The organism is Bradyrhizobium sp. (assembly GCF_035570375.1).
Taxonomy (GTDB): Bacteria; Pseudomonadota; Alphaproteobacteria; order Rhizobiales; family Xanthobacteraceae; genus Bradyrhizobium.
The window spans coordinates 33,948-58,833 of sequence record NZ_DATMLW010000118.1 but is presented as its reverse complement, the minus strand read 5'-3'; the positions used below and the strand labels follow the sequence as shown (position 1 = coordinate 58,833).

17 protein-coding genes are annotated in these 24,886 nt (G+C 62.1%); 3 read left to right on the top strand and 14 right to left on the bottom strand.

Annotated elements, in window-relative coordinates; translation table 11 throughout:
* Positions 1–17 precede the first annotated feature (17 nt).
* Positions 18–1,166 carry an adenosyl-hopene transferase HpnH gene (gene hpnH, locus VNX23_RS12265; protein ID WP_325630348.1) on the top strand — a complete coding sequence of 383 codons (1,149 nt, stop codon included), beginning with the start codon at positions 18–20 and terminating at the stop codon, positions 1,164–1,166.
* On the opposite strand, the gene VNX23_RS12260 is transcribed toward hpnH, so the two are convergent.
* The 6 genes from VNX23_RS12260 to VNX23_RS12235 form a co-directional block, all read right to left on the bottom strand.
* A complete protein-coding gene (locus VNX23_RS12260; protein WP_325630347.1) occupies positions 1,107–1,835 on the bottom strand; it encodes a phosphorylase in 729 nt (242 codons plus the stop codon). The genes hpnH and VNX23_RS12260 overlap by 60 nt on opposite strands.
* The gene (gene shc, locus VNX23_RS12255) at positions 1,832–3,793 is read right to left on the bottom strand and encodes a squalene--hopene cyclase (protein ID WP_325630345.1); all 1,962 of its coding nucleotides are present in this window, start codon (positions 3,791–3,793) and stop codon (positions 1,832–1,834) included. Before shc ends, VNX23_RS12260 begins: the two co-directional genes overlap by 4 nt.
* 54 nt (positions 3,794–3,847) lie before the next feature.
* A complete protein-coding gene (hpnE, locus tag VNX23_RS12250; protein ID WP_325630343.1) occupies positions 3,848–5,101 on the bottom strand; it encodes a hydroxysqualene dehydroxylase HpnE in 1,254 nt (417 codons plus the stop codon).
* A gap of 35 nt (positions 5,102–5,136) precedes the next feature.
* On the bottom strand, positions 5,137–5,973 hold the full coding sequence (gene hpnD, locus VNX23_RS12245; protein WP_325630341.1) for a presqualene diphosphate synthase HpnD: 837 nt from the start codon (positions 5,971–5,973) through the stop codon (positions 5,137–5,139).
* Entirely contained in the window at positions 5,970–6,848 is an 879-nt protein-coding gene (gene hpnC, locus VNX23_RS12240) for a squalene synthase HpnC (protein ID WP_325630339.1), read from the bottom strand. The genes hpnD and hpnC overlap by 4 nt, the downstream gene beginning before the upstream one ends.
* Before the next feature lie 189 nt (positions 6,849–7,037).
* Positions 7,038–7,280 (bottom strand): hypothetical protein, encoded by a 243-nt coding sequence (locus tag VNX23_RS12235; RefSeq protein WP_325630337.1) that lies wholly within the window; start codon positions 7,278–7,280, stop codon positions 7,038–7,040.
* Positions 7,281–7,763: 483 nt separating this feature from the next.
* Here VNX23_RS12235 and VNX23_RS12230 point away from each other — a divergent pair, with 483 nt between their 5' ends.
* On the top strand, positions 7,764–8,243 hold the full coding sequence (locus VNX23_RS12230) for a hypothetical protein (RefSeq protein ID WP_325630336.1): 480 nt from the start codon (positions 7,764–7,766) through the stop codon (positions 8,241–8,243).
* A gap of 101 nt (positions 8,244–8,344) precedes the next feature.
* Here the strand turns inward: VNX23_RS12230 and VNX23_RS12225 are convergent, their stop codons facing one another.
* The 4 genes from VNX23_RS12225 to VNX23_RS12210 form a co-directional block, all read right to left on the bottom strand.
* Positions 8,345–10,738: an efflux RND transporter permease subunit gene (locus VNX23_RS12225; RefSeq protein WP_325630334.1), complete on the bottom strand. Its 2,394-nt coding sequence runs from the start codon at positions 10,736–10,738 to the stop codon at positions 8,345–8,347.
* 200 nt (positions 10,739–10,938) lie between these two features.
* Entirely contained in the window at positions 10,939–11,724 is a 786-nt protein-coding gene (gene eutC / locus VNX23_RS12220; protein WP_325630332.1) for an ethanolamine ammonia-lyase subunit EutC, read from the bottom strand.
* Positions 11,725–11,730: 6 nt separating this feature from the next.
* The gene (locus VNX23_RS12215; RefSeq protein ID WP_325630331.1) at positions 11,731–13,317 is read right to left on the bottom strand and encodes a B12-binding domain-containing radical SAM protein; all 1,587 of its coding nucleotides are present in this window, start codon (positions 13,315–13,317) and stop codon (positions 11,731–11,733) included.
* 142 nt (positions 13,318–13,459) lie between these two features.
* Positions 13,460–14,842 carry an ethanolamine ammonia-lyase subunit EutB gene (locus tag VNX23_RS12210; RefSeq protein WP_325630329.1) on the bottom strand — a complete coding sequence of 461 codons (1,383 nt, stop codon included), beginning with the start codon at positions 14,840–14,842 and terminating at the stop codon, positions 13,460–13,462.
* Between the two features lie 309 nt (positions 14,843–15,151).
* Here VNX23_RS12210 and VNX23_RS12205 point away from each other — a divergent pair, with 309 nt between their 5' ends.
* Entirely contained in the window at positions 15,152–16,897 is a 1,746-nt protein-coding gene (locus tag VNX23_RS12205) for a methyl-accepting chemotaxis protein (protein WP_325630327.1), read from the top strand.
* Between the two features lie 152 nt (positions 16,898–17,049).
* Here VNX23_RS12205 and VNX23_RS12200 read toward each other — a convergent pair whose 3' ends face one another.
* From VNX23_RS12200 to VNX23_RS12185, 4 genes are all read right to left on the bottom strand, one after another.
* The gene (locus tag VNX23_RS12200) at positions 17,050–17,181 is read right to left on the bottom strand and encodes a hypothetical protein (protein WP_325630325.1); all 132 of its coding nucleotides are present in this window, start codon (positions 17,179–17,181) and stop codon (positions 17,050–17,052) included.
* A 209-nt stretch (positions 17,182–17,390) separates the two neighbouring features.
* The gene (locus VNX23_RS12195; RefSeq protein WP_325630323.1) at positions 17,391–18,269 is read right to left on the bottom strand and encodes a transglutaminase family protein; all 879 of its coding nucleotides are present in this window, start codon (positions 18,267–18,269) and stop codon (positions 17,391–17,393) included.
* Positions 18,266–20,785 (bottom strand): circularly permuted type 2 ATP-grasp protein, encoded by a 2,520-nt coding sequence (locus VNX23_RS12190; RefSeq protein WP_325630321.1) that lies wholly within the window; start codon positions 20,783–20,785, stop codon positions 18,266–18,268. The genes VNX23_RS12195 and VNX23_RS12190 overlap by 4 nt, the downstream gene beginning before the upstream one ends.
* 31 nt (positions 20,786–20,816) lie before the next feature.
* Entirely contained in the window at positions 20,817–24,089 is a 3,273-nt protein-coding gene (locus tag VNX23_RS12185; RefSeq protein WP_325630319.1) for a transglutaminase family protein, read from the bottom strand.
* Positions 24,090–24,886: the final 797 nt, after the last annotated feature.

Here is a 24,886-nt window from a genome sequence, read left to right as displayed (position 1 = left end):
CCGGAAAGAAACTTGAAATGGCAATACCGTTCCACAAGGAAATTCGTATCGGCGGCTATCTGCTGAAGCAGAAGCTGCTTGGGCGCAAGCGTTATCCGCTGGTGCTGATGCTCGAACCGCTTTTCCGCTGCAACCTGGCTTGCGTGGGCTGCGGCAAGATCGACTATCCCGACGCGATCCTCAATCGGCGGATGTCGGCGCAGGAATGCTGGGATGCCGCCGACGAATGCGGCGCACCGATGGTGGCGATCCCCGGCGGCGAGCCGCTGATCCACAAGGACATCGGCGAGATCGTCCGCGGTCTGGTGGCACGCAAGAAATTCGTGTCGTTGTGCACCAATGCACTGCTGCTGGAGAAGAAACTCCATCTGTTCGAACCCTCGCCATATCTGTTTTTCTCGGTCCATCTCGACGGCCTGAAAGAACATCACGACAAGGCAGTGTCCCAGGAGGGCGTGTTCGATCGCGCGGTCTCCGCGATCAAGGCCGCCAAGGCCAAGGGCTTCACTGTCAACGTCAATGCCACGATCTTCGACGGACACTCGGCCGAAGACATCGCAAAATTCCTCGACTTCACCACCGAACTCGGGGTCGGCGTTTCAATGTCGCCGGGCTATGCCTATGAGCGCGCCCCCGACCAGGAGCACTTCCTCAACCGCACCAAGACCAAGAAGCTGTTCCGCGACGTGTTTTCGCTCGGCAAGGGCAAGAAGTGGAACTTCATGCATTCGGGGCTGTTCCTCGACTTCCTGGCCGGCAACCAGAGCTATGAATGCACGCCGTGGGGCATGCCGGCGCGCAACATCTTCGGCTGGCAGAAGCCCTGCTATCTGCTCGGCGAAGGCTATGCCAGGAGCTTCAAGGAGCTGATGGAGACGACTGACTGGGAGAGCTACGGCACCGGCAAGTACGAAAAGTGCGCCAACTGCATGGCGCATTGCGGCTACGAGCCGACCGCGGCGAACGCGGCATTCCGCAATCCCTTCAGGGCGCTGTTGGTGGCGCTACGCGGCGTGCGGACGACCGGCCCGATGGCGCCGGAAATCGACCTCAGCCGGCAGCGGCCGGCGCAGTACATCTTCTCGGAGCAGGTCCAGAAGAAGCTTTCAGAGATCCGCCGCGAGGAGGCCCTCGCCGCCCAGCAGAAAGCTTCGACAGCCGCGTAAGCTGCGTAATGCGCGGTTGAAGTCCAGTCCGGTCGAGACCAGATCGAGCAGCGCCAGCGGGTCGCGCACGATTCCGTGCATCACCTTGCGCAGGTCGATGTCGCCGTTCGGCTTGATTACGCTCGAGGCCAGCGCCGGCAATGCCCGGCTGGCGGGGTCGCTGATGACGCGCACTGCAGCGAAGGGCAGCCGGGCTTTTGCGGCGTAGTCGGCCGCGATATGGCTTTCCATGTCGACGGCGGCAGCGCCCGTTTCCGAGTGCAGCGCGGCCTTGACGTGGCGGGCGGAGACCAACTCCTCGGCTCCCGCCAGCAGCCCGCGAACAACGCGCCGGCGCCCTAGCCCCACGCCGGCGATCAGGTCCTCACTGAAGGAAAAACCGGCCAGCCAGCGGCCGGCGCCGGCAAGCACTTCGGTCGCCACCACGACGTCGCCGGATTTCAGCGTCGGGTCCAGTCCTCCGGCTACGCCGAAGCTGATCACCCCCCTGATCGTTGCCGGATCAAAAACCGTCAGCAACGCCCGCAATTGCTGCGGATCGCTACTGCTGCAGATAACGGTCATGCCCGGCCCAGCCGCGATGCGGGCCTCCTGCACCAGACCAGTAACAATCAGCACCGGCCGCGGGTCAATTCGCCTGCCCGTGCCGTCCCCCGCCCCCAATCTCACATTCCGACCCCTACCACCCTGCTATTGGTTCTCCTCAAATTCCGATACCGCGCCAACGCCCAGAGCGGAAAGAACTTGGAGTAACCATGATAGCGTAGATAAAATACCCGAGGAAAGCCCGTTGCCGTGTAGCGCTGCTCGTCCCACAGGCCTTTTTCGGTCTGTGTGGCTATCAGGTACTCCACCCCACGGGCAACGGCCGGATGCTCAACCTCGCCCGCCGCCATCAGACCAAGCAAGGCCCATGCCGTTTGCGAGGCGGTGGTGGGAGCGCCCTCGTACCCCTTATAGTCGAGTCGGTAGCTGGTGGCATCCTCGCCCCAGCCCCCATCTGCATTCTGGATCGACACCAGCCACTCCGCGGCCTTGCGGATCACAGGGTCCTGGTGGTTCACCCGGGCCATGTTGAGGGCGCATAGCGCCGACCAGGTGCCGTAGATGTAGTTAAGGCCCCAGCGGCCGTACCAGGACCCCTCCGCGAGCTGGGTGCGGCGCAGATAGTCGACCCCGGCAGCGACCGGCTTGCTGCTTTGCACATCCTCGCCGAGCTGGGTCAGCATCGAGACACAGCGGGCGGTGACGTCCTCGGTCGGCGGGTCGAGGAGCGCGCCGTGGTCGGAGAACGGGATGTTGTTCAGGTAATATTCGAGATTATTGACGTCGAAAGCGGCCCACCCGCCGTCGCGGCTTTGCATGCCCTCGATCCACTCCCGGCCTCGGGCAATGGCGGCGTCGTAAGCCGGATTGGGCTGCTCGCGGCGCGCGCGATCCATCGCCATGACGACGACCGCCGTGTCGTCGAGGTCGGGATAATAGGCATTGTTGTACTGGAACGCCCAGCCGCCGGGGCGGACGTCGGCGCGCTTGGCGGCCCAGTCGCCCTTGACGTCCAGAACCTGCTTCGGCACCAGCCAGTCGAGAGCTTGCCCGGCCGGCGGCAATGCTTCCGCGCCGGATTCGATCAGCGCATGGCAGGTCAGCGAGGTGTCCCACACCGGCGAAACGCAGGGCTGGCAATAGGCCTCGTCTTCGCCGATCACCAGAAGGCGCTCGAGCGCGCTGCGTGTCACCGCGCGCGGCGGATAATCGGCGCCCTTGCCTAGCGCGTCGTACATCATCACCGCATTGGCCATCGGCGGGAAGATCGCGCCCAATCCATCTTCGCCGTTCAACCGCTCCTCGACAAAGGCGATGGCGGCATCGATTGCCCGCGCGCGCAGTTTTTTCGGGAACAACGGCTCGATCACGCGCAGCACGCCGTCGAGAGCACGGAACAGCAGAAACCAGCCCCAGCTCTGGTGCGGCGCCTTGGCGGTCATGCCGATCGAACGCGGATCCTGCAGGAACAGCTCGTCAAGGCCGACAGCCTTGGGATTTTTGGCACGCGGTTTCAACGCCGCGAGAACGAGCAGCGGCACCATCGTGGTCCGCGCCCAGTAGGAAATCTTGTTGAGATGGAACGGCGACCACATCGGAAGCAACATGATCTCGACCGGAAGCACCGGCACGCTGCGCCACGTCGTCACTCCGAACATCGCCAGCATGAAGCGCGTGAAGACGTTGCTGTGGATCGCGCCTCCGCGTGAGAGGATCGCCTCGCGCGCACGCACCATGTGCGGAGCATCGATCCCATCCCCGATCATCTTCAGCGCGAAATAGGCCTTCACGCTTGCGCTCATGTCGAGATCGCCGTCATGCACGAGCGGCCAGCCGCCATGGGCGCCCTGAACCCGGCGCAGGTATCTGGCGATCTTGGCTTCGAGCGCGCTATCGACCGGCTCGGCCAGATAGTGACGAAGCAGCACATATTCTGCCGGAATGGTGCAATCGGCCTCGAGCTCGAACACCCAATGGCCGTCCGCCTGCCGGCAGCCCAACAGGGCGCGCGTGGCAGAATCGATGCTCGCCTCGAGCACGCCACCCCGTTCAAATCCAATCTTGCTATTTACGGAATGCATTTCGCTGACATCCCTTTGTCTTTTGCCCTTGTCTTTGTCCGTTCGATTTGGCTGTCACGCCTGCCGCATGGCCAGGACCAGATCGGCCGCGCGGTCGCCCGACCGCACCGATCCTTCGATGGTTGCCGGCAACCCCGTATCAGTCCAGTCGCCGGCGAGAAACAGGTTTTTGAAGGCCGTAGCGGCCTTCGGCCGCAGCGCATTTTGTTCCGGCGTGGCCTCGAAGGTCGCGCGGCGCTCGCGCACGATCTGCCAGGGCGGCAGATCGCCCGCCACGCCCGATGCCTTGCAGACATCACGCCAGATCGCCTGCGCGAGTTCCTCGCGCGGCGTGTCCACCAGGCGATCGGCATTGCTGATTGTTACCGACAGGCGCTGAGGAAATGCGAACAGCCATTCCACCAGCCCGCCCACGACGCCGAGAATGGGCGGCGCGTTTTTTGGAGGGTCGAAGCGGAAATGCGCGTTCACGATCGCGCGGAATTTGGTTGGTGTCTTCAGGCCCGGGAGCAGCGCGGCAGCCGGCCGCGGCGGAACGGCCAATACCACAGCGTCATCGGGCGGAATCGCAACCGTTTCCTCGCCGAATTCCAATTCGCTCACGCTCTCAGCCGACGTGCCGAGCCCGCGCAACTCATGCCCGAGCCGGATATCAGCGCCGCTTGCCTGCAACAGCTTGACGGCCGGTTCGACCAGAACCGCACTCAGGCCGTCGCGTGCAATCAGGGGACGGCATGCCTGTCCGCCGGCGAGCAGTGTTTCCCGCACGATCGCGCCGGCAAGTCCCGCAGACCCCTCGGGCGGATCGACGTTGAGAGCCGCCAGGAGCAGCGGCTGCACCAGCCGCTGATACAGCCGCCCCTTGCACGGAATGGCACTGCCGACCAATGCGGCAGGTGATGCCCAGATCAGCGGCGCTAACGCCAGATAGTCGCGCAAGGCAGTGTCGGGGACGCGCCGTGCGGCATCGAAAACCCAGAGCGGCAGGCGGCTGTCGCCGAGATCGAGTTGCCAGCGCTGACCGCTTGTCAGGTCGACGAAGGGAAACTGGGCACGCCTGGGCCCGACAAGTCCCGCCTCGGTACCGATCGAACGCGCATAGGCGCGCGCGTGGTGGTTACCCGAGAGCAGAAGGTGATTGCCGTTATCGATGGTAAGACCGGTCGCTGCGTCGAAATACGACCGGCATCTGCCGCCCGCCTGCTGGGTGGCTTCGTGGACGTGCACCTTGAAGTTCGCGTTCGCCAGCCGGACGGCTGCCGAAAGGCCCGAAATTCCCGCGCCGATAATGTGGACGATTTTTGGCATCAGATTCGAATGAGGGAGATCTGGAAGAAGATGATTCAGATAAAGGCGTAGCGAAGAAGGATGGCGATGCGAGCCATCTTGTTGAGACGAACCGCCTTGCGCGGATTAGCGAAGCCTCGCTCAACAAGCAATTGCAGAATGGCGCGGTAGTATTTCGACATGATCCGCGGCGCGCGGACGAGGCGCCGCGGATTCCGGCGCATGATCTCGTCGGCCTTCTCGAAATGCTCCCGCGCCCGCGCAACCAGAGGCGCGCAGACTTTCGGCAGCGCTGGCTCCGAGGCGACCTTGAGCGGATCGGTCGAGGTGATCCCCGCTTCCCACAATCCCTCGCGCGGCAGATAGAGCCGGCCGATGGCAGCATCTTCATCGATATCGCGCAGGATATTCGTCAGTTGCAGCGCGCGTCCGAGGTGGTGCGCGAGCAGGATTCCGTCCTCTCGCGGAAGACCAAACACCCGCACCGAAAGACGACCCACCGCGCTTGCCACCCGATCGCAGTAAAGATCGAGGGTCGCCAGCTCCGGCGCGCGGATGTCCTGCGGCACATCCATCTCCATGCCATCGATGATGGCCAGAAAGTCATTGCGCTCGAGACCAAATTCTTTGACCGAGGCTGCGTAGTCGCGCAGCCTCGGCGGCGCTTGACCCTGGTAGAGGGCCTCGATGTCGTCGCGCCATTGCTGCAGTGCCGCCAGCCGCGCCTCGCGCGGACCATCGGAATCGGCGATGTCATCGACCTGCCGGCAAAAACTGTAGATCTGGAACATCGCCTCCCGCTGCTCCTGCGGCAGGATGCGCATCGCGGCATAAAATGAGCTGCCGGAAGCCGTGTTTCCGTAGCTGGTGTTGGACGCTGTCTCGACCGTCATGCGCCGGCCACCGGTTTTGAAACAGGCCGTCGTCCGGTGGCGCGCCGGGCCACTTCGCCGGCCATTCCGCCGAAGCCGAAGGCGAGCAGTTCGATTGTGTTGAGATGCACCCGCCGGCTCAAGGGATCGCGCACCCTGAGCAGACGAACTATTCTGTCCGCGAAGGCCTGTATGACCGAAATCTCAAGTCCGAGCCTGAAATCCTGCACCACCGCGCCCAGCGGTTTGCTTTCATTGAGCAGGGCTTCGTTGCGAACCGCGAGCGAATGCAGGCAATTGAGGAGCGGCGCCGGTGCGCGTGCCTCTCCGAGAGACTCAATGCTGGCGCCAGATGCGGCAAGCGCGTCGCGCGGCAGATAGACGCGATCAAGATTCCTGTAGTCCTTGCCGCAATCCTGGAGATGATTGTTGATCTGAAGACCGGCACAGAGCGCGTCCGAAGCGGCCCAGGTGGAGGTACTCTCGCCGTGGACGTCGAGCACGAACCTGCCGACCGGCATGGCGGAATAGCGGCAATAATGGATCACCTCGTCCCAGGTCTCGTAACGAAGTTTGGTCACGTCCATCCGAAAGGCGATCAGCACATCAAGCGCATGACGCGGCGACATCGCGCGCTCCGCGAGCGCCTGCCGCAGCATGACCGCCTCTTTCTGGCTGTCGCCATGGCCCAGAAGTTCGGCCTCGAGCAAATCGAGAAGGTCGAGCTTTTCCCGCTCGGGAAGGCTTGCATGATCGGCGATGTCGTCCGCAGTTCTGACGAAGTTGTAGAACGCAAGAATCAACGCCCGATGGCGCGGGTGAATGATCCATGACGCGACCGGGAAGTTCTCGTCACGGTGAGTCTTGCCGGATCGCAATTCGCTCGCGGAGGTCATCGAAAAAATGGCTACATTGTGAATTCGGCAGGCGCCCTCGGTTTCGCGCATGCCCTTCGGATCGCACGCCCCATATATGGGAATACGACACCAAAACCAATGCCATAAGCGGTTTCCCGCGAGGCACCCGCGGCCGTCCGGATCGGGCCGATCATCGGCCCCCTGGAGACGGAAAATGCCGCGAGCGGCCTATTGCCCGTGTTTTACCAGGACCTGATTGCAGGCATGCGTCAGCTTGGGACGATTTTGTTGCAGGCAAGCCAGCACCGTAAGATCGCTGTCGTTCATCACGGACCGACAATATTTCTGAACATCGCGGGAGCAGGCCTTCTGCTCTTCCGGCGTGCCGGCACGTTCTTGGGGCGGCGTCGGTTCGGCGAAGACGGTGGTGGAGGCCGACAGCAGAGTGACTACCAGGAATAATTTACGCATTGTGTTCCTTTGTGAAGGCAGAGAATTTCCGGCCCCGATCACAGATTCATGGGGAAGATTTCGCATGCCGCAAACTGCATCGAGAGACACCAAAAGCGCTGGCAAATGCGGCCAAATTTACGGTGCCCCCATCACCAATTGCGATCGCAGAGCACGGATTCAAAAAGGCATCTAACCACTTGGTATCACACAACATTTTTTGGAGTATTTTCGGCGTGACGGAATGCGCTGGGAACAGCGGCCGACGATAGGCGAACTTTGTTGTCCTTCGCGAGTGAAAAGTGATGTCTGGTCAAACGCTGATTCCATTTTCTCAAGCACTGATGCATTTGTGCCAATCCGTTTCAGGCAACCGGCAGGGCAACCAGTGAGCGACGGTGGACAATCGTTCGTCATTTGAACCATACATATTTGCGGCGACACCAAACTCGGTGCGGCGAGTTCGATCGCGCACAGCCAACGTCAGATTGAAACGGAGAAACGATGTATCGACAGCTAGTCAGGGCGGCGGGCATCGCTGCTGCGCTCCTGTTATCGGTGTCAGCGGGCCATGCCCAGTCGCGTCCGTTTGCCGGCCTCGATGGCACCTGGTCCGGCAACGGAACGATTTCGTTGTCGGACGGCTCGAGCGAGCGCATCCGCTGTCGCGCGGTTTACAAGGTCGACGGCAGCGGATTGAGCCTGAAGCAGACGCTGCGCTGTGCCAGTGACAGCTACAAATTCGACCTGAGCAGTGAAGTCACGAGCCAGGGAGACCGGATTTCCGGCAACTGGACCGAGGCCAGCCGGAACATTGTCGGCAATCTGCAGGGAACGGCGGGCGGCGGCAAGGTCGACGTGGTGGTCGAATCTCCCGGCTTCACCGCCAGTCTTTTGATGCGGACCAACGGCAACAAGCAGACCGTTCAGATCAGCTCCAAAGGCGACATCCGCTCCGTAACGATTACAATGGTGAAGAGCTAACGCATGATCCGGAAAAGTGTGCAGCGGTTTTCCGAAAAGATCATGCGTAAACAATAAACCGGAGCGCGATCCCGACTTAATTCATCGCGCTTTAGACCGCTTTAACCCTTCCCGCCCGATTGCTCCGCCGGCGAGACGATACCTCCGGTCCCCCGCAGCCGCTGCGACAGGTTGATCAGGAACATCGCGGTCGGCCGCAGGATGAAGAGGTCGGCGACCAGTGCCGCGATCATCGAGAAGGCACTGAGCCAGCCAAACAGGCGCAGCGACGGCAAGGCCGAAAAAACCGTCACCACCAGCCCGCAGGCCAGAACCACCGTCGTCAGGATCAGTGCCGGCCCGACAAGCACGGTTGCGCGCTCCACCGCAAGCTCGGATGTAACCCCCGGCTTCGATTCAAGCCGAAGCCGGTTGAGGAAGTGGATGGTGGCGCTCAGCCCCAGTCCAAACGACACCGTGAGAGCGACGACGCTGGCGAATTGCAGTCCCTCACCGAGCAACCACAGCACCGTGCCGGACAGCACTACGGGGAAAATTCCGGGCAGGATGCACGAGAACATGACGACGACGGAGCGGAAGGCGAGCCCGATGAACACCGCGACCAGGGCGAACTCTATGGTCAGGCCGCGGTTGAGCTTCTCGATCATATTGGCACTGTTGCGCGCGGCGATCGCCGAGAGGCCGGTAACCGCAACCTCGTAACCGGGATGCGCCTTGCGCACGGCATCGAGCGCATGATCGAGTTTCTCGACCACGGGCAGAATCTCGCTGGAATCGAGGTCCGGCACCCTGCCCGACACCACCACCGCATCCTGATCGGCCGAGATGAACCGCCGCACCAGATATTCCGGAATGACGCTGACATATTCCTTCAGGGTTGCGACGTCGGTACTTCCGGCCTTTTCGGCGAGCCAGCGCCGCAGCGTCTCCAGCGACCAGACATTGCCGACGCCTGCCTGCTTCTCCACTGCCGAATGGACATCGGCGATGGCCTTGAGCGTTTCGGGCGCATAGAGCGAAGCGCCCTTGGGGAATTCGATCACGACGTCGATGGCGTTGGCGCCGGTGAGCTTGGCATCGAGGCGGCTGCTTGCCTGCACCGCCTGCTGCTTGTCGGGGACCTGGTCGGCGAGCCGGTAGCGCGGCTCCAGGTTGGCGTAGATCACGGCAAGACCGCCGACGAACAGCACGGCGATCAGGCTGAACAGGCCGGGGCGGCTGACCATGCGCACCGCAATCCAGTAACAGAAGTTTCGCAGCATCTGCACGCCGGCGTCGGCGCCGCGGAATTTCACGGCGAAGATCTGCTCGTTGCGCACGAACAGCACGCCGAACACCGGCACCAGCGAAAGCACGGCAACCAGCGCGATCATGGTCGCGGCAAGCCCCGCCTCGCCGAATTTGCGGATCAGGTCGGAATCGGAAAATTGCAACGCGATAAACGATATGCCGGCGGTGCCGTGGGTAAGCACGCAAGCCGGACCGACCACCAGAACGGCGTTGCGGAACGCGGTGTACTTGTCCTGGCCTGCGATCAGACGGTCGCGCGCCGCAAATGTCAGCTGCATCGAGTCCGAGAAGCTGATCACCATGATCAGCGGCGTCATCACGTTCAGGAACATGTTGAGGTTGAAATTGGCCCACCCCAGGCCGCCGAGCGCCAGCAATATCGCGATGATCGGCGGGAAGGCGGCGGCCACCATGAACGAGATCTTGCGGAAAAAAATGATCGCGATGATACAGCCGGCAAGAATCCCGAGGACGTTGTAGGTCAATCCGTCGCGCTCGACCGCGTTGCGGATTTCAAGCTGCATCACCGGAACGCCTGAGAGTTCCGCATTCAACCCGGTATCGCCGAGGTCCTCCGCCATCAGCTTTCTGATCTCGCCGATGGTCTTGCCGAGCTTGTTGCTGGCGACCACCTCAGGCTCGAGCGAGAGCACGATCAGCGCCAGCGTTCCGTCTTCGGACAGGAGCTTGCCCCGAATCAGCTCGTTGGATTTGACGGTCTCGATGAACTTGTCGTATTCGGCGCCCGTCGGCAGTTCGGCGGGAAACAGCGCCGCCGGGAATTTGCCCGGCGCCGGTGCCTGACGCGCGGAGAAGAGCGAAATCAGGCCGCGCGTCCCTTCAACGAGCTGCAAATCCGTGATGAAATCGCGCAGCTTCTCGAGATTGTCGCGCGCGAGAAGGTTCTTGCCTTCGACTACCGCCAGAACGTCGAATTCGGTGGCCGGGAAGCGCTTGATTTCCGATTCGTATTGCCGGTACTCCCTGGAATTGGAGCGAAACAGCTGGCTCAGCGAATCGTCGATCTTGATGCGGTCGATGCCGAATATCGCGCCGACGATCAGCGCGAGGAGAACGATGCACGACAGAATCGGCTTCTGAACGGCGATCAGGCCGATCCGCTCCAATCCGAAGGCGATGCTCGCCATCGGCCGCTGCTCGACTTTCTCGACGTGAACCTCAGTCTCGGTGTTCTTTTCGAGCATGCCTTGTCCAACTCACATCGGCTCAATTCGGCTGGCGACGATCCGCAAAGAGGTTCGGTCCTGAAAACAGCCTGCCCGGACTAACCCTTGAAAACACGCGGCAAATTCGCGGGCCGAGGTGTAGCAGGTCTATGCCGCATCTCGCAAGCGGAGCCGGCCAGTGCGGCGCGGCGACAATGGCGCTCGGATGCGCAAATTTGTCATGTCGGCCCGGATCTTGCGGCGATACTGCGGGGCATTCGGCTGCCGCTGTCGTCCTTGAGCGCGACCCCGGTCAATTCCCGTGCGAGACCCTCGCGAATCAGCCAGGCGATCTTGAAAGCCGCTTCGTCGTAGCCAAGGCCTGCGCGATGGATGTTGGAAACGCAATTGCGCTTTTCGTCGGTGACACCGACGCCCGGAGCAAAGGTCAGATAAACGCCGAGGCTGTCGGCCGCCGAAAGGCCGGGCCGCTCACCGATCAGAACGGCGACCATGCGCGCGCCGAGCACGGCGCCGATCTCATCGCCCAGAGCGACGCGGGCTTCCCTGGCAACGACGGCATGGCCGATGGCGATGCGATCCGCGGCAAGGCAGGCCATGAGACCCTGCAACAGCGGAACGGCGTGCGCATGGACTGCCGTCGGCGAAAGACCGTCGCCGATCACCACCGCAAGCTGATGGGCAGCGCCCGCAGCCCGCAACAGCAATTGCCGGGAATCCGGGTCGAGCATGCGCCCGAGGTCCGGACGCCTGAGGTATTGCTCCCGATCGGCGGCGCGGCTCGAAACGCAGGACGCCTCAAGACCAAGAGCGCCAAGGCTGGCCATCACGGCAGAGGCGTCGAACACGGCGTGGACAGCGTCACGCGCCCGCGCATGGTCCAACGTGAATTCGAGCAACGCACTGGTCGGCAGGCTGGCGCCCGCGATGCCAAGGCCGATCCGCGCCGGGGTCAGTTTCCTCAGATCCTTGAGCGAAGGCGGCGACGGCGCCCGTGTGTTCATTCGCGCCTACTCTGCAGGAATGGATGCCTCGCGCAGGCGCGTCGAATAGTTCGACGCGTTCTGCCTGCCGCCGGAGGCCGCACGTGCAAACATGATGAGATGATGCGCCACTAACATGGAGCTGATGAAAAATTCGATTTCGCCTCTGGCCAGGCGCCGCAGTGCGAATTTCCAGAACTGCATCTTGTAGTCGCCGAGAACACCGACTTTCCAGAAAATGTTGCGCAGCATCGTCAGGCCAAGCCTGATGTTTTGCCATGAGGCCTGTTGCGGCGAGGCCGGCCGCTTGAGCTGGTTCGAATAGGTATTGCGGATCTGATATTCGTAGCGATCCAGCAATTTCTTGGGTTCGTAGGCGCTGCTCATGCAGGCGCGCCAGGTCTTGACGACGTCGTCGTACGGCAGATGAAAATCGACATTGGACTCACGGCCCTCGTCCTCGATCAGCCGGTTCTCGCGTTTCAGGCGATCCCACAATGGCGTCTTCGGCAGCGCCTGCAGCAGGTTGATGGTCAGAAGCGGAATTTGCGAAGCCTCGATGAACTCGAGCAGATGCTGTCCGGTTTCAGGCTTGTCGGTGTCCAGTCCGAGAATGATTCCCGAAACAACCTCCATGCCGTGATTGTTGATCGTACGGATCGCTTCCATGATCGGTACCATCATGTTGTGATCCTTATGCATGGCCTTCAGCGCCACGGGATCCGGCGTCTCGATGCCGCAGAAGATCGTCGAGAAGAATGCTTCGCGCATCCCGGCCAGAATTTCCGGGCGCTTGGCGATATTGAGCGTCGCCTCGCAGGAGAAGCGCAGGACATAACCCGTCTTCTTTTGCCATCGCACCAGGTACGGCAACAATTCGAGCGCGGCCTTGCGATTGCCGATGAAATTGTCGTCGACGAAATAGACCGAACCGCGGATGCCACATGCGAGCAGCTTGTCGAGTTCGGCGGTGATCTGCTGCGGCGTCTTCAGGCGCGGATTGCGGCCATAGAGTCCGGGGATATCGCAGAATTCGCACTGATAGGGACATCCGCTCGAATACTGGATGCTGCCGAGGAAATAGCGCTTGAGCTCGGCAAGCTCGTAGGCCGGAATCGGAAACCTGGTCATCTCGAGACGCTCGACGGTCTTGAGGACCACCTGCCGCTCCGGGCGGGACCGATTGCGCGTCAGATGCGCGATCAACTCGTCCGTCGCATCACCCAGTTCGCCGATATGAATATAGTCGAACGTCGGATAGTAGTCGGGACAGGCGCTGACCGAAGGGCCACCGATCGCTACCGGCAGATCATGTGCATGCGCGCGGCAACATATGTCGTTCATCTGCTGGCGCTGGATGTGCATGCCGCTGACCAGCACCGCCTCCGCCCATTCGAAGTCCTCCGCGGTGGCGGGGCGAATGTTTTCGTCGATGAAACGGACCGGCCAGTTTTCCGGCAGATATGCCGCGATCAGAAGCAGGCCCTGCGGCGGCATGAAGGCCTGTACGCCGTCAGTCAGTGGATAGGCGTGCTCCAACGTTCCGAAAGCGGACGTATAGCGCGGGAAGACGCACAAGACACGGCGCACCGTCTCAAGGCTCTCAGCTCTCATCAATTCCTCTGCGGGTTCAACCCTGTATAAGCCAAGTACGCGCAAAACGCTGGGCTACAAATTCCTCAACATTGTGGCAGCCATTCAACCCGCGAATGGCTGGATAGTTGCAAACAAGGCCGCGCGCCGCGGCTGACGTTCCTCATGCGATCAATCGCAACGCGAAGTCCGGCAGCAACCCGGCGGTGCTGGTGAGGCGAAATTCGGAGTCGGCGAGCCCGGCATGGTACAGCCAGTCGTCAAATTCGGGGGCACGCTTCAATCCAAAGATTTCGCGGACATAAAGCGCGTCGTGAAACGATGTGGACTGATAGTTGAGCATGATATCGTCGGCGCCGGGGACACCCATGATGAAATTGACACCGGCGCAGGCCAGCAGCGTCAGCAGATTGTCCATGTCGTCCTGATCGGCCTTTGCGTGATTGGTGTAACAAACATCGACCCCGAGCGGCAGGCCGAGAAGCTTGCCGCAAAAATGGTCCTCTAACCCGGCGCGAATGATCTCCTTGCCGTCATAGAGATATTCCGGGCCGATGAAGCCGACCACACTGTTGACCAGCAGCGGATCGAAGGCCCGCGCGACCGCGTAGGCGCGCGCCTCGCAAGTCTGCTGATCGACGCCGTGATTCGCGTTGGCCGAAAGCGCCGAGCCCTGCCCGGTCTCGAAATACATCACGTTGCTGCCGACGCTGCCTCGCCGCAGCGACATCCCCGCCTCGTGAGCTTCGCGCAGCAGCGCAAGATCGATGCCGAAGCTGCGGTTGGCGCCTTGCGTCCCCGCAATCGACTGGAAAATCAAATCGACAGGTGCGCGCTGCTCGATCAACCGAAGCGTCGTCGTCACATGAGAGAGGACGCAGCTCTGGGTCGGAATCTGCAACCGCGCAATGATGTCGTCGAGCAGGCGCACCAGACCGCCGATGACCGCGGGGTCGTCGCTTGCCGGATTGACGCCGATGCAGGCGTCACCGGACCCGAGCAGGATACCGTCCAGAATGGATGCGGTAATGCCCTTCTCGTCGTCGAACGGATGATTGGGCTGTAAGCGCACACTCATCCGGCCGCGCAGGCCGATCGTGTCGCGAAACGCGGTTACCACGTCGATTTTCTTGGCTGCCAGGATGAGATCCTGGTTGCGCATCAGCTTCGAGACCGCCGCGGCCATTTCCGGCGTGATGGCGCGTGCTGTCTTTTTGAGAACGTCGGCCGTGGCGGCGCTTGAGAGCAGCCAATCGCGGAACGATCCGACCGTCAGCGATGAGATCGCCGCAAAGCCTGTGCGATCGTGGGTATCCAGGATCATGCGCGTGACTTCGTCATCTTCGTAGGGAATGACGGTCTCGCGCAGGAATTGCTGGAGCGGGACGTCGGCAAGGGCAATCCGCGCGGCCACCATCTGCTCGGCGCTCTCGGCAGCGATCCCGGCAAGGCGGTCGCCGGAGCGCGGCGGCGTGGCTTTGGCCAGGAGATCGCGAAGGTCGTCGAAGACGTAGCTCGTGTTGCCGATGGCGTGCCGATAGACCATGTCTGCTCCAGACGATCAGCGTGGTCCGCTGATGACTTCACAAAAGCCTATCATTCAGCTTGCCAGCCGGCGACCGAGGTTCGTGCTTGATGCTCCTTCATTTCAGAAGGCAGCAACGATCTATCTACTATCTATCTGATTTAATTGGTAAAATAGGCTAAGATATGTACGGCGGTCGCGCGCTTGCAGGCTTCCGAGGCGATAGGCAAAGGTTAACAATTTATACATGAAAATTTTACATAGTTTTTCGTGACAGCCGTCACCGCTCACTGACCGGCCTCCTGTGAGAGGCCAAGGATGCCAGCGTTAATGAAATCTGCCGCACGCTACGGCTTTGCGATCGGCTCGCGCCTTTCACTCGCCACCAAGCTCTATTCGATCTTCTCGCTGTTTGCGCTTCTGACTGCGGCAATCACGGTGCTGTCCGATTACAACACCCGCTCCAGCACGGAGCTCACGGACGCCATCGAGACCGCGAGCCGGGCCGCGCTGAACGTGGAGCGTGTCAATTCGCTGGTCTATGCCGTGGTGATGGAATCGCGCGGCATCTACATGTCGACCGACCCGGCGCTCATAAAAAAATATGGCGGGGGCATTCACAAATTCAGCGACGAACTCATGGGCGTCGTCAGGAACTGGGAATCCATTGTCAGGGCGGACGACGCCCAGCAGTTTTCAGTCTTCAAGAAACGGATCGAACAGTTCGTCGAATTCCGCAAGGAACTGGTTCGCCGTGCTGTCGAGATCGGCCACGACGCAGGCCGCGAGTGGGGCGACAACGACGCCAACCGCAGCGTGCGGACCGCTCTCAACAACGATCTCGAGACGCTCTCAAAGGTCTATGCCGAGCGATCGAGGCGGATCGCCCAGCAAACAGAGCTCAATCAGCGATTGGCGTTTCTTCTGACCTGTCTCGGCGGCCTGGCGCTGGTGCTGGTCGGCGTCGGAGTCTTCATCATCGCCCGTTCGGTGGCGCGGCCGCTTTCGGCGATTACAACGACCATCAAGCGCGTCGCCGAGGGCACGGAAGGAATAGAGGTTCCGCATACCGATCGCGAAGACGAAATCGGCGCGCTTGCCCGTGCAATCCGGATCTTTCAGGAGGCGATGGACCGCAACCGCAACCTCAATTCGCAGGTGCTGCAGGATTCCAGGGCGCGCGACGAGCGGACCCGGCAAATCGAAAGTTCGGTGGAAGCGTTCCGCACCGCGATCGGAAGCGTGCTGGGTGCGGTGAACGACAACGCCTCTGCAATGCGCGGCACCGCGCAATCCATTGCCAAGTTGGCTTCCGACGCGAGCGGCCGCGCGACAGCCGCCGCAGCCGCTACCGAGCAAGCCTCGAGCAATGTTTTCGCGGTCGCGAGCGCGGCCGAAGAGCTCTCCACCTCGATCGAGGAAATCGGACGGCAGGTGCGCCAATCCGCTGATGTCGTCGAACAGGCCGGTCAGCGGACCGAAAAGTCGGTCGCCGAAATCGAGAGTCTTGCTGCCGCGACCCAGCGTATCGACGGGGTGCTCAACCTGATCCAGGCCATTGCCGAGCAAACCAACCTTCTCGCGCTCAACGCCACGATCGAAGCCGCCCGCGCCGGCGAAGCCGGCCGCGGCTTTGCGGTGGTGGCGCACGAGGTCAAGTCCCTGGCTGGACAGACCGCAAAGGCGACCTCCGAAATCGGCCAGAACGTCAGCATGATCCAGACGTCGACGCGCAACGCGGTCGATGCGGTGCGCGAAATCGGCTCCGCGGTGCGCGAAATCAACGAGGTCACCGCAAACATCGCCGGTGCCGTCGAGCAGCAGGATGCCGCCACGCGCGAGATTTCAGCCAACGCGCAATTGGCCGCCGACGGCAACTCCACGCTGGTGGTCAATATCGGCTCGCTCAATGACGCCATGGGCGACACCAACAAGGCCGCCTCCTCGGTCCTGTCGGCATCCAGCGAGCTGACGTCCACCGCCGAGCTTCTGTCGCGCGAGGTCGAGAAATTCTTCCGCAATCTGCGCGCGGGCAGCGACGGCAATCAGCCGATGCGGACCGCCACAGCCAATTAAGCGAGCGCCTCGACGGCCGAGCATGTCCGCACCGGATCGCTGACGCAACCGGCTCCTCGGAGCGCACCTGAAAAGAACGCATGATCCCGGATTGCGCCGGCGCTCAATCGTCTCAATAAGGGTGGTGCGGATGGCGAGGTTCGCAGGACCAGTCAGAACCAGGGGGGCACCGCCTCAAAACCACCAGCCAGCGCCAACGCGATGGTCGCGCAGAGGCCAGCGATGCTGAACATCACAATCTGATTGAACACGTTCGAATTGAACTTCTTGCTTGCACCTGACATGACTTGGATCTCCCCCAAATGAATTCGCCAGGGTTCTCCCCCTGGTCGCAGGCTGCGAACCTAGGTTAGCTGGCTTAAGGAGAATCTTACGGACGGCCTCGCGCGGCCTTCCTCCGCAACGATTGTAAAGCGATGGTTAAGATTCGGATTAGCCGGCAGGAAGATCAGGGCCGGCAACCGGCCGTTATCCAGGCCGTGCATCCGGCGGATCACCCGACCGGCAGCACATCGACTTTAACGCCAAGCTTCTGCCTGCGCGAGCCCACGATGATGCCGTCGACCGGCGAAACGTCGGAAAAATCCCGGCCCATTGCCAGGACGATGTGATCGTTCTCGACCAGGACATCGTTGGTGGGATCGAAACCGATCCAGCCAAGCTGTTCGCCGCACCACAGGGAAACCCAGGCGTGGGTTGCATCAGCCCCCTGCAGCCGCGGCTTGCCGGGGGGCGGGATCGTGCGCAGATAGCCGCTGACATAGGCCGCGGGCAAGCCGAGGCCACGCAAACCTGCAATCATCACGTGGGCGAAATCCTGGCAAACGCCGTGCCGCTTCTCAAACACCTCCTCAAGCGGCGTCGAGACCACGGTCGCCTTCGGGTCATATTTGAAATCGTTCCGGATTCGATGCATCAGCTCGACCGCGCCGGCAAGGATAGCGCGGCCCGGCGGAAAGCTTTCCGACGCGTATGAGGAGACAGGGCGCTGCACTGGAACGAGGGGGCTTGCGAAGACGTATCCAACCGGCGAAGCGGGACCGAGACTGCTCGATTCAAAGGCTACGTTGCGGACGCTTTCCCAGGAGCCACTATGCGCGTCGCGCGTCGGAGCGGTCCGAAAGACCGACACCCGCGAGCGGGAATCGATGCGAAGGCTGCGATGCGCGGTCTCGATCAGGATGCTCTCGGTATGCGTGCCGAAGTAGTCTCGCCGCGCCGTGCGCTCCGTCGGGCGCGGCCTGATGTCGACGGTGTGCGAGACCAGTTGCTGTCCATCGCCGCTTCTCGGCTCCAGTCGCAGCGAGCACCGCGCGAAATTGACCGGAGTTTCGTAAGCGTAGCTCGTGAGGTGACGGATGTCGTAGATCACGCAAGACCCGTCAGCTTCTCGGGCCGGCTCGCATTCGGCCCGTGCGGGAAGTAGTGCGAGCCGATGGCATCCGAAAGATTGAGCAAATCCTGTTCGAACGAAAACAGCGTCTTGACGTCCAGGGCCGCGGCCTCCGCGGTCGTCAGCGCCGCCTGCAAGGCGACGGCCAGACGCTGCGGCCGTTCGATCAGTCCGCCCTCCTTCAGGGTCGGCAGGCTGGCGAGGTGCTCGTTCAACGCAAGAACCTGGAACGCGACCGAACGCGGATTGTAGGGGTCGAGCACCACGAGGTCGCGCACGGGCGCGAGCAGCGGACCGACGAGATAGCGCGAACGGTACGTGATCTGGCAATCCACCAGCGTGAGCAGAACGTCGAGATCATCGCTCTCGGCATCCTCATAGGCGAACTGGCGCGCGAAACGCACGGTGTTGATGGCGCGCTCGGCACGGCGGCCTATTTCGAGGAACCGCCAGCCGGCGGCACGGTTCATGTTTTCCTGCGCCAGCCCTGCGAAACTCGCCAGCTCCTGCAGGGTCAGTTCGGCGGCGCTGATGACGCCGTCGTCATCTTCAACCTCCTGGGCAAGACGCTCAGTCATTTCCGTGATGACCTGCCAGGCGTCGGGCGAGAGGCGTTCGCGCAACGAGGTGGCCGTGCGCTGGGCGGAGCGCACCAGCGACAAACCCGAACCAAACCTCTCCTCGCCTTGCAGCGCCTCGGCGGCAGCCCTTGCGGGTTGCGTGCGCGCCGTTTGCGAGGTCGCACCCCACGCCCAGAGAAGCCGCTGAATCCGCTCCACCGAGTGGAGCACGGTCGATGATCCCCTCGTCGGATCCCGCAGCGAGGTCGCGAGCGCCCGCACCAGCCGCAAGGTCGCCTCGGCTCGTTCGAGGTAGCGGCCAAGCCAGAACAGGTTGTCGGCGGCCCGGCTCGGCACCACTCCTGCGATGCGCCTGATCCGCACCGTCTCGAGGGCCGGGAGCAGTGTCTTCGCCGGCACTGCGCGCTCGGAAACCACCCAGACGTCCGCCGCCCTCGCGCCGTCGCCCATCGATACCGCGCGGGCGTCGCGTTGCTCGGCGATCCGGCAAAAGCCGCCCGGCATGATGGTCCAGCCGTGCGGCGTTGCGGCAGCAAAAATCCTGAGCACGAACGGGCGCGGCGTGATCCGTCCCTTGTCCCATACCGGCATTGTCGAGAGGCGGACCATCTCCTGGCCAACGAAGTCGATGCCGCGATCGTTGATGGCACTCTTGAGCCGCTCGCGTTCGGCCGCCGACAACTCGCTGGCAAGCACGGAGCCGTGGCCGGTAAATCCAGGAACCTCTCTGCCGAAAGCACCTTCGATTGCCACCTCGTCGAGCCGCGACAGCACCTCCTCGCGCGCGGAGACCTGTCCGCACCACCACGTCGCGATATGCGGCATCTTCAGATCCTGATCCAGCAAACGCCGGCTGAGGCTTGGCAGGAATCCGAGCAGCGCGCGCGCTTCCATGACGCCAGAACCGGGCATGTTGGCGACGACGACGCCATTCTTGCGCAGCACGTCGATCAGGCCGGGTATGCCGAGTTGCGAAGAGGCGTCGAGTTCAAGCGGATCGAGAAAATTGGAATCGACCCGGCGGAGCAACACGTCGAGACGCTTCAAGCCCGCCACGGTGCGGATATGGATGCGATCGCCGCTGACGGCGAGGTCATCGCCCTCGACCAGCAAGAAGCCGAGATAGCGCGCAAGCGTTGCGTGCTCGAAATAGGTTTCGCTGAACTGGCCGGGCGTCAACAGTCCGATGCGCGGCTCGTCGCGGTCGGCGCTGGCGCGCAAGGCGTCGCGGAACGCCTCGAAGAATGGCGCAAGTCGCTCCACATTCATCGACTTGTAGAGGGTTGCGAAGGCGCGCGACAGCACCAGCCGGTTCTCCAGTGCATACCCCGCACCCGACGGCGCCTGGGTCCTGTCGCCAAGCACCCACCAGCGCCCGTCGGGCCCACGGCCGACGTCGGCGGCATAGAGACCAAGATATCGCCCTCCGGGCGGTTTGATTCCGCAAACCGCGCGCAGATATTCCGCGCTGCCGGCAATCGCTGCGGCCGGTATCGCGCCTTCGGCGACCAATCGGCCCTCGCCATAGAGGTCGCCGAGAATAAGTTCGAGCAACTGGGCACGCTGCGCGATTCCGGCTGAAAGCTGCCGCCATTCGGCATCGTCAATCAGGAGCGGCAGATGGCTCAACGGCCAGATCCGGTCTAAGGTCTCGCCGGGGGCGCGATAGCTCACGCCGGCTTCCCGCAGATGACGATCAGCCGCGGAGAAGCGCCGCTCGATCTCCGCCGGCGTCAGCGTGGCGAATGCGTCGAAGAAGCGGCTCCAGACCGCGCGAGGTGCGCCGTCTTCTGCGATGTATTCATCGGGAGTTCCCGGCAGTCGCGCGTAGTCGCGCATCCACTGGGCGACGCGCCGGTTTGCCGGACGCGTTTTGCCGCCTTGTCCGTTTTCCCGGCCGGCGTGTTCTGTCATCCCGCGACTCTCCTCGCGCGCGCCCCTCCACTCAATGGATGAGTGGCGTCCTCAAGTCGAGGGTCAAGGGGAATTCACTTGTGCGCTCCTCGCGCGGCGCTTCGATCCTGCCGGGGGTATGGCCATGATCCTGAAAGCGGGCGAGCCGCCGCGCCTCTGCCTCATAGGAGTTGACCGGCTTGGTGTCGTAATTGCGCCCGCCCGGGTGCGCGACGTGGTAGACGCAGCCGCCGAGTGAGCGGCCGTTCCAGGTGTCGATCAGATCAAATGTCAGGGGCGCATGGACGGGGATGGTCGGATGCAATCCCGAGGCTGGTTGCCAGGCCTTGAAGCGGACGGCTGCGACCGCCTCGCCCGAACGGCCGGTTTCGGTCATCGGCATTCGCCTGCCGTTGCAGGTAATGACATGACGGCCTTCGACAAAGCCGCCAGCCTTGACCTGCAACCGCTCGATCGAGGAATCGACATAGCGCACCGTGCCACCGCCAGAGCCCTCTTCGCCGAGCACATGCCAGGGCTCGAGCGCCTGGCGGATTTCAAGCGAGACGCCGCCGTGATGCACCCGGCCCAACACGGGGAAGCGGAATTCGAGCTGCGCGGCGTACCAGTCCGGCGAAAATCCGTAACCGGACTGCTTCAGCTCGGCGAGCACATCCAGAAAATCCTGCCAAAGGAAATGCGGCAGCGTGAAGCGATCGTGCAGCGTCGTGCCCCAGCGCACGAATTTCCCGTTCAGCGGCTCGCGCCAAAATCTAGCGATCAAGGCGCGTATCAAAAGCTGCTGCGCCAGTGACATGCGCGGATCCGGCGGCATCTCGAGCGCGCGAAATTCGACCAGGCCCAGCCGGCCCATGGCGCCATCGGGCGAATAGAGCTTGTCGATGCAAATCTCGGCGCGGTGGGTGTTGCCGGTGATGTCGACAAGGATATGCCGGAACAGGCGGTCCACCAGCCATAAGGGAGCCTTGATTTCCGGCGGCGGCACGTGGGCGAGCGCGATCTCGAGTTCATAAAGACTGTCATGCCGGGCTTCGTCGATCCGCGGCGCCTGGCTGGTCGGGCCGATGAACATGCCCGAGAACAGATATGACAGCGAGGGATGCCGCTGCCAGTACAGCACCAGGCTTTTCAAAAGATCGGGGCGGCGCAGGAATGGCGAGTCCGCGGGCGTTAAGCCGCCGACCACGACATGATTGCCGCCACCGGTGCCGGTGTGACGGCCATCGATCAGGAAACGGTTGGCTCCCAACCGCACCTTTGCGGCATCTTCGTAAAGTCCAAGCGTGATATCGACCGCCTCGCGCCAGCTGGTGGAAGGCTGGATGTTGACCTCGATGACGCCGGGATCAGGCGTCACCTTGATCACATCGAGGCGCGGGTCGAAGGGCGGCGGGTAACCCTCGACATGCACCTTGATCTGCATTTCCTCGGCGGTCGCTTCCACTGCAGCGATGAGTTCCAGATAGTCTTCCAGTCTCTCGACCGGCGGCATGAAGGCGCACAGCACGCCATCGCGGATCTCGATCGAGATCGCGGTGCGAACGCCGCCGCGCCCTACTTTCTGTTCTTGCAGCTGCCCATGCGGCGCGCTTGGCGAATGGGATGCCTCGAACACGGGCAGCTCTCGGCGGGGCTCAAGCGGATCCTGTTCGACGATGTAGGGATATTGGTCGGATGGGATATGAGGCAGGGAAGCGAGCGGCAAGCGATAGCCGAGCGGGGAATCGCCGGGTGAGAGGATCAGGTTGCCGCGGCGCAGCTTCCAGCGTTCGCTTTTCCAACGCCCCGCGTCCGCATTCCAGCGCTGGATCGGCAAAACAAAACCCTTCGGCGTGTCCAACCCCTGATCGAACACTCGCGCCATCCGCGCGCGCTCTTCCGGATCGGACAATCTGGAATCGGCGGGTTCCACATTCGGCGGCAGGCTCGCTTCCTTTTTCAGCCAGTAGCCCGGGTCCTCGAACGCTGGGATGACGAAATCGGAATCAAGCCCAAGCCGTTTCGCGGTGCCTTCCGCGAATTGCTCCGCCTCTTCGATGTGCGCCTCATGCGCCCCTTCGACATCGGCAATCAGGTCGGAGTTTTTCCAGATCGGCACGCCGTCCCTGCGCCAGTAGAGGCCAAACGCCCATCGCGGCAGGCTTTCGCCCGGATACCATTTGCCCTGCCCGTAATGCAGCAGGCCACCGGGCGCAAAACGGCTCCGCAACTTTCGGATCAGATGATCGGCAAAGCCGCGCTTGCTCGGACCGACCGCAGCGATATTCCATTCGGCAGATTCCATATCGTCGATGGAAACGAAGGTCGGCTCGCCGCCCATCGTCAATCGCACATCATTTGCCTTGAGGTCGGCGTCGACCTGTTCCCCGAGCTTGTCGAGGCGTTCCCAGGATTCGTCCGAGAACGGACGGGTGATCCGCGGCGCCTCTCGAATTCGCCTGACGCTCATGTCGAAGGAGAATTCGACATTGGCGGCGCCGACCGCGCCGCTGATCGGTGCAGCGGTCCGGTAATGCGGTGTGGCGGCGACCGGGATATGTCCTTCGCCCGTCAGCATGCCGGAGGTGACGTCGAATCCGATCCAGCCGGCGCCCGGCAGGTAGACCTCGGCCCAGGCATGCAGATCGGTAAAATCGTTGCTGACCTCAACCGGCCCCTCGACCGGGTCGATGTCGGGGCGCAGCTGAATGAGGTAGCCCGAGACGAAACGTGCCGCGAGCCCAAGGTGCCGCAAGATCTGGATCAACAGCCACGCCGAGTCACGGCAGGAGCCGGCGCAAGAGGCAAGCGTTTCTTCGGGCGTCTGAATTCCCGATTGCATCCTGACGACGTAGCGAATTTTTCTCTGCAGTTCGGCGTTGAGATCGACCAGAAAACTGACGGTGCTGGTCGCTTCCCGCTTGATGCCCGCAAGATAGGCGGCAAACCGCGGCCCTGGCTCGATGGTTGCGAGGTAAGGCGCAAGCTCGGTCTTGAGGTCGGTGCTATACTGGAACGGAAAACTGTCGGCGTAAGGTTCGACAAAAAAATCGAACGGGTTGATCACGGTCATCTGTGCCGTGAAATCGACCTCAATCTTCAGCTCGCTGGCTTTCTCGGGAAACACAAAGCGGGCGAGCCAATTGCCCTGCGGATCCTGCTGCCAGTTCACGAAATGATTGGAGGGCGTAACCTTGAGCGAATAGCTCAGGATCGGTGTGCGCGTGTGGGGGGCCGGGCGCAGCCGGATGGTTTGCGGACCGAGGTCGATCGGACGGTCGTATCTGTAATGCGTGACGTGGTGCAGTGCGATGAAGATCGACACGACAGGGAATGCTCCAGCGGCCTTTTTAAGCAGAACACCGCTATCTGTGGGGATCAAGCACTAACAACGGGCAGCGGGTGCTGATCGAGGTGGCGGGCTTCGCTGTTCCAGGTACGATTGTCATACCCCGCGCATGCGGGGTATCCGGTACGCTGCGGCTTCTCGGTCCTATCACTAGCGTCTCTGTAATACTGGGTCGCCCGGCCATAGGCGAGCGGAAGCGACGCCGTCCTTCGGACGGCGATGCCGGGCGATGACAGCTTGAGTTGTGGATTGAAATCGTGAAAGGGTCACCACGCGCCTTTGCGTTCTCGCCGCGCGATTGCGCCCGAGACATCCACGAACATTGAACATTGTCCCTCCGCAAGCAGAGGGCGCAGGGAATGCCGGGCGCTCAATGCGCCCGCAGCCTCGCATGCCAAATAAAATGAGCATACGAGCGTAGTCACCACGGTCACACCGGTTCACCCGGCATTCCCCGCGCAATGGTTTTAACGGCTTATAGCGCGCTCTCCCCGGAGACCGGGCTTTGTTGCCTCCGTCATCCCTGAGAAGCGTTAGCTTCTTAAGAACTTGACGCCAGCGTCGGGGCGACTAGTGCCCGCTTTCCGAAGTTCGTGCACCATTTCGGCCTCACCTTTCACGAACTTCGGAAAGCAAAGGGCACTAGCAAATCTGATTTGCCACTGCCGCTTTCGATTTGAAGTTCCTGTAACAAACTCGCGGCAACCTCAGCAGGAACTTCAAATCGGCGGCACTGGTACCACACGCCTTCACCGTCCGCTTACAAGTGCGTT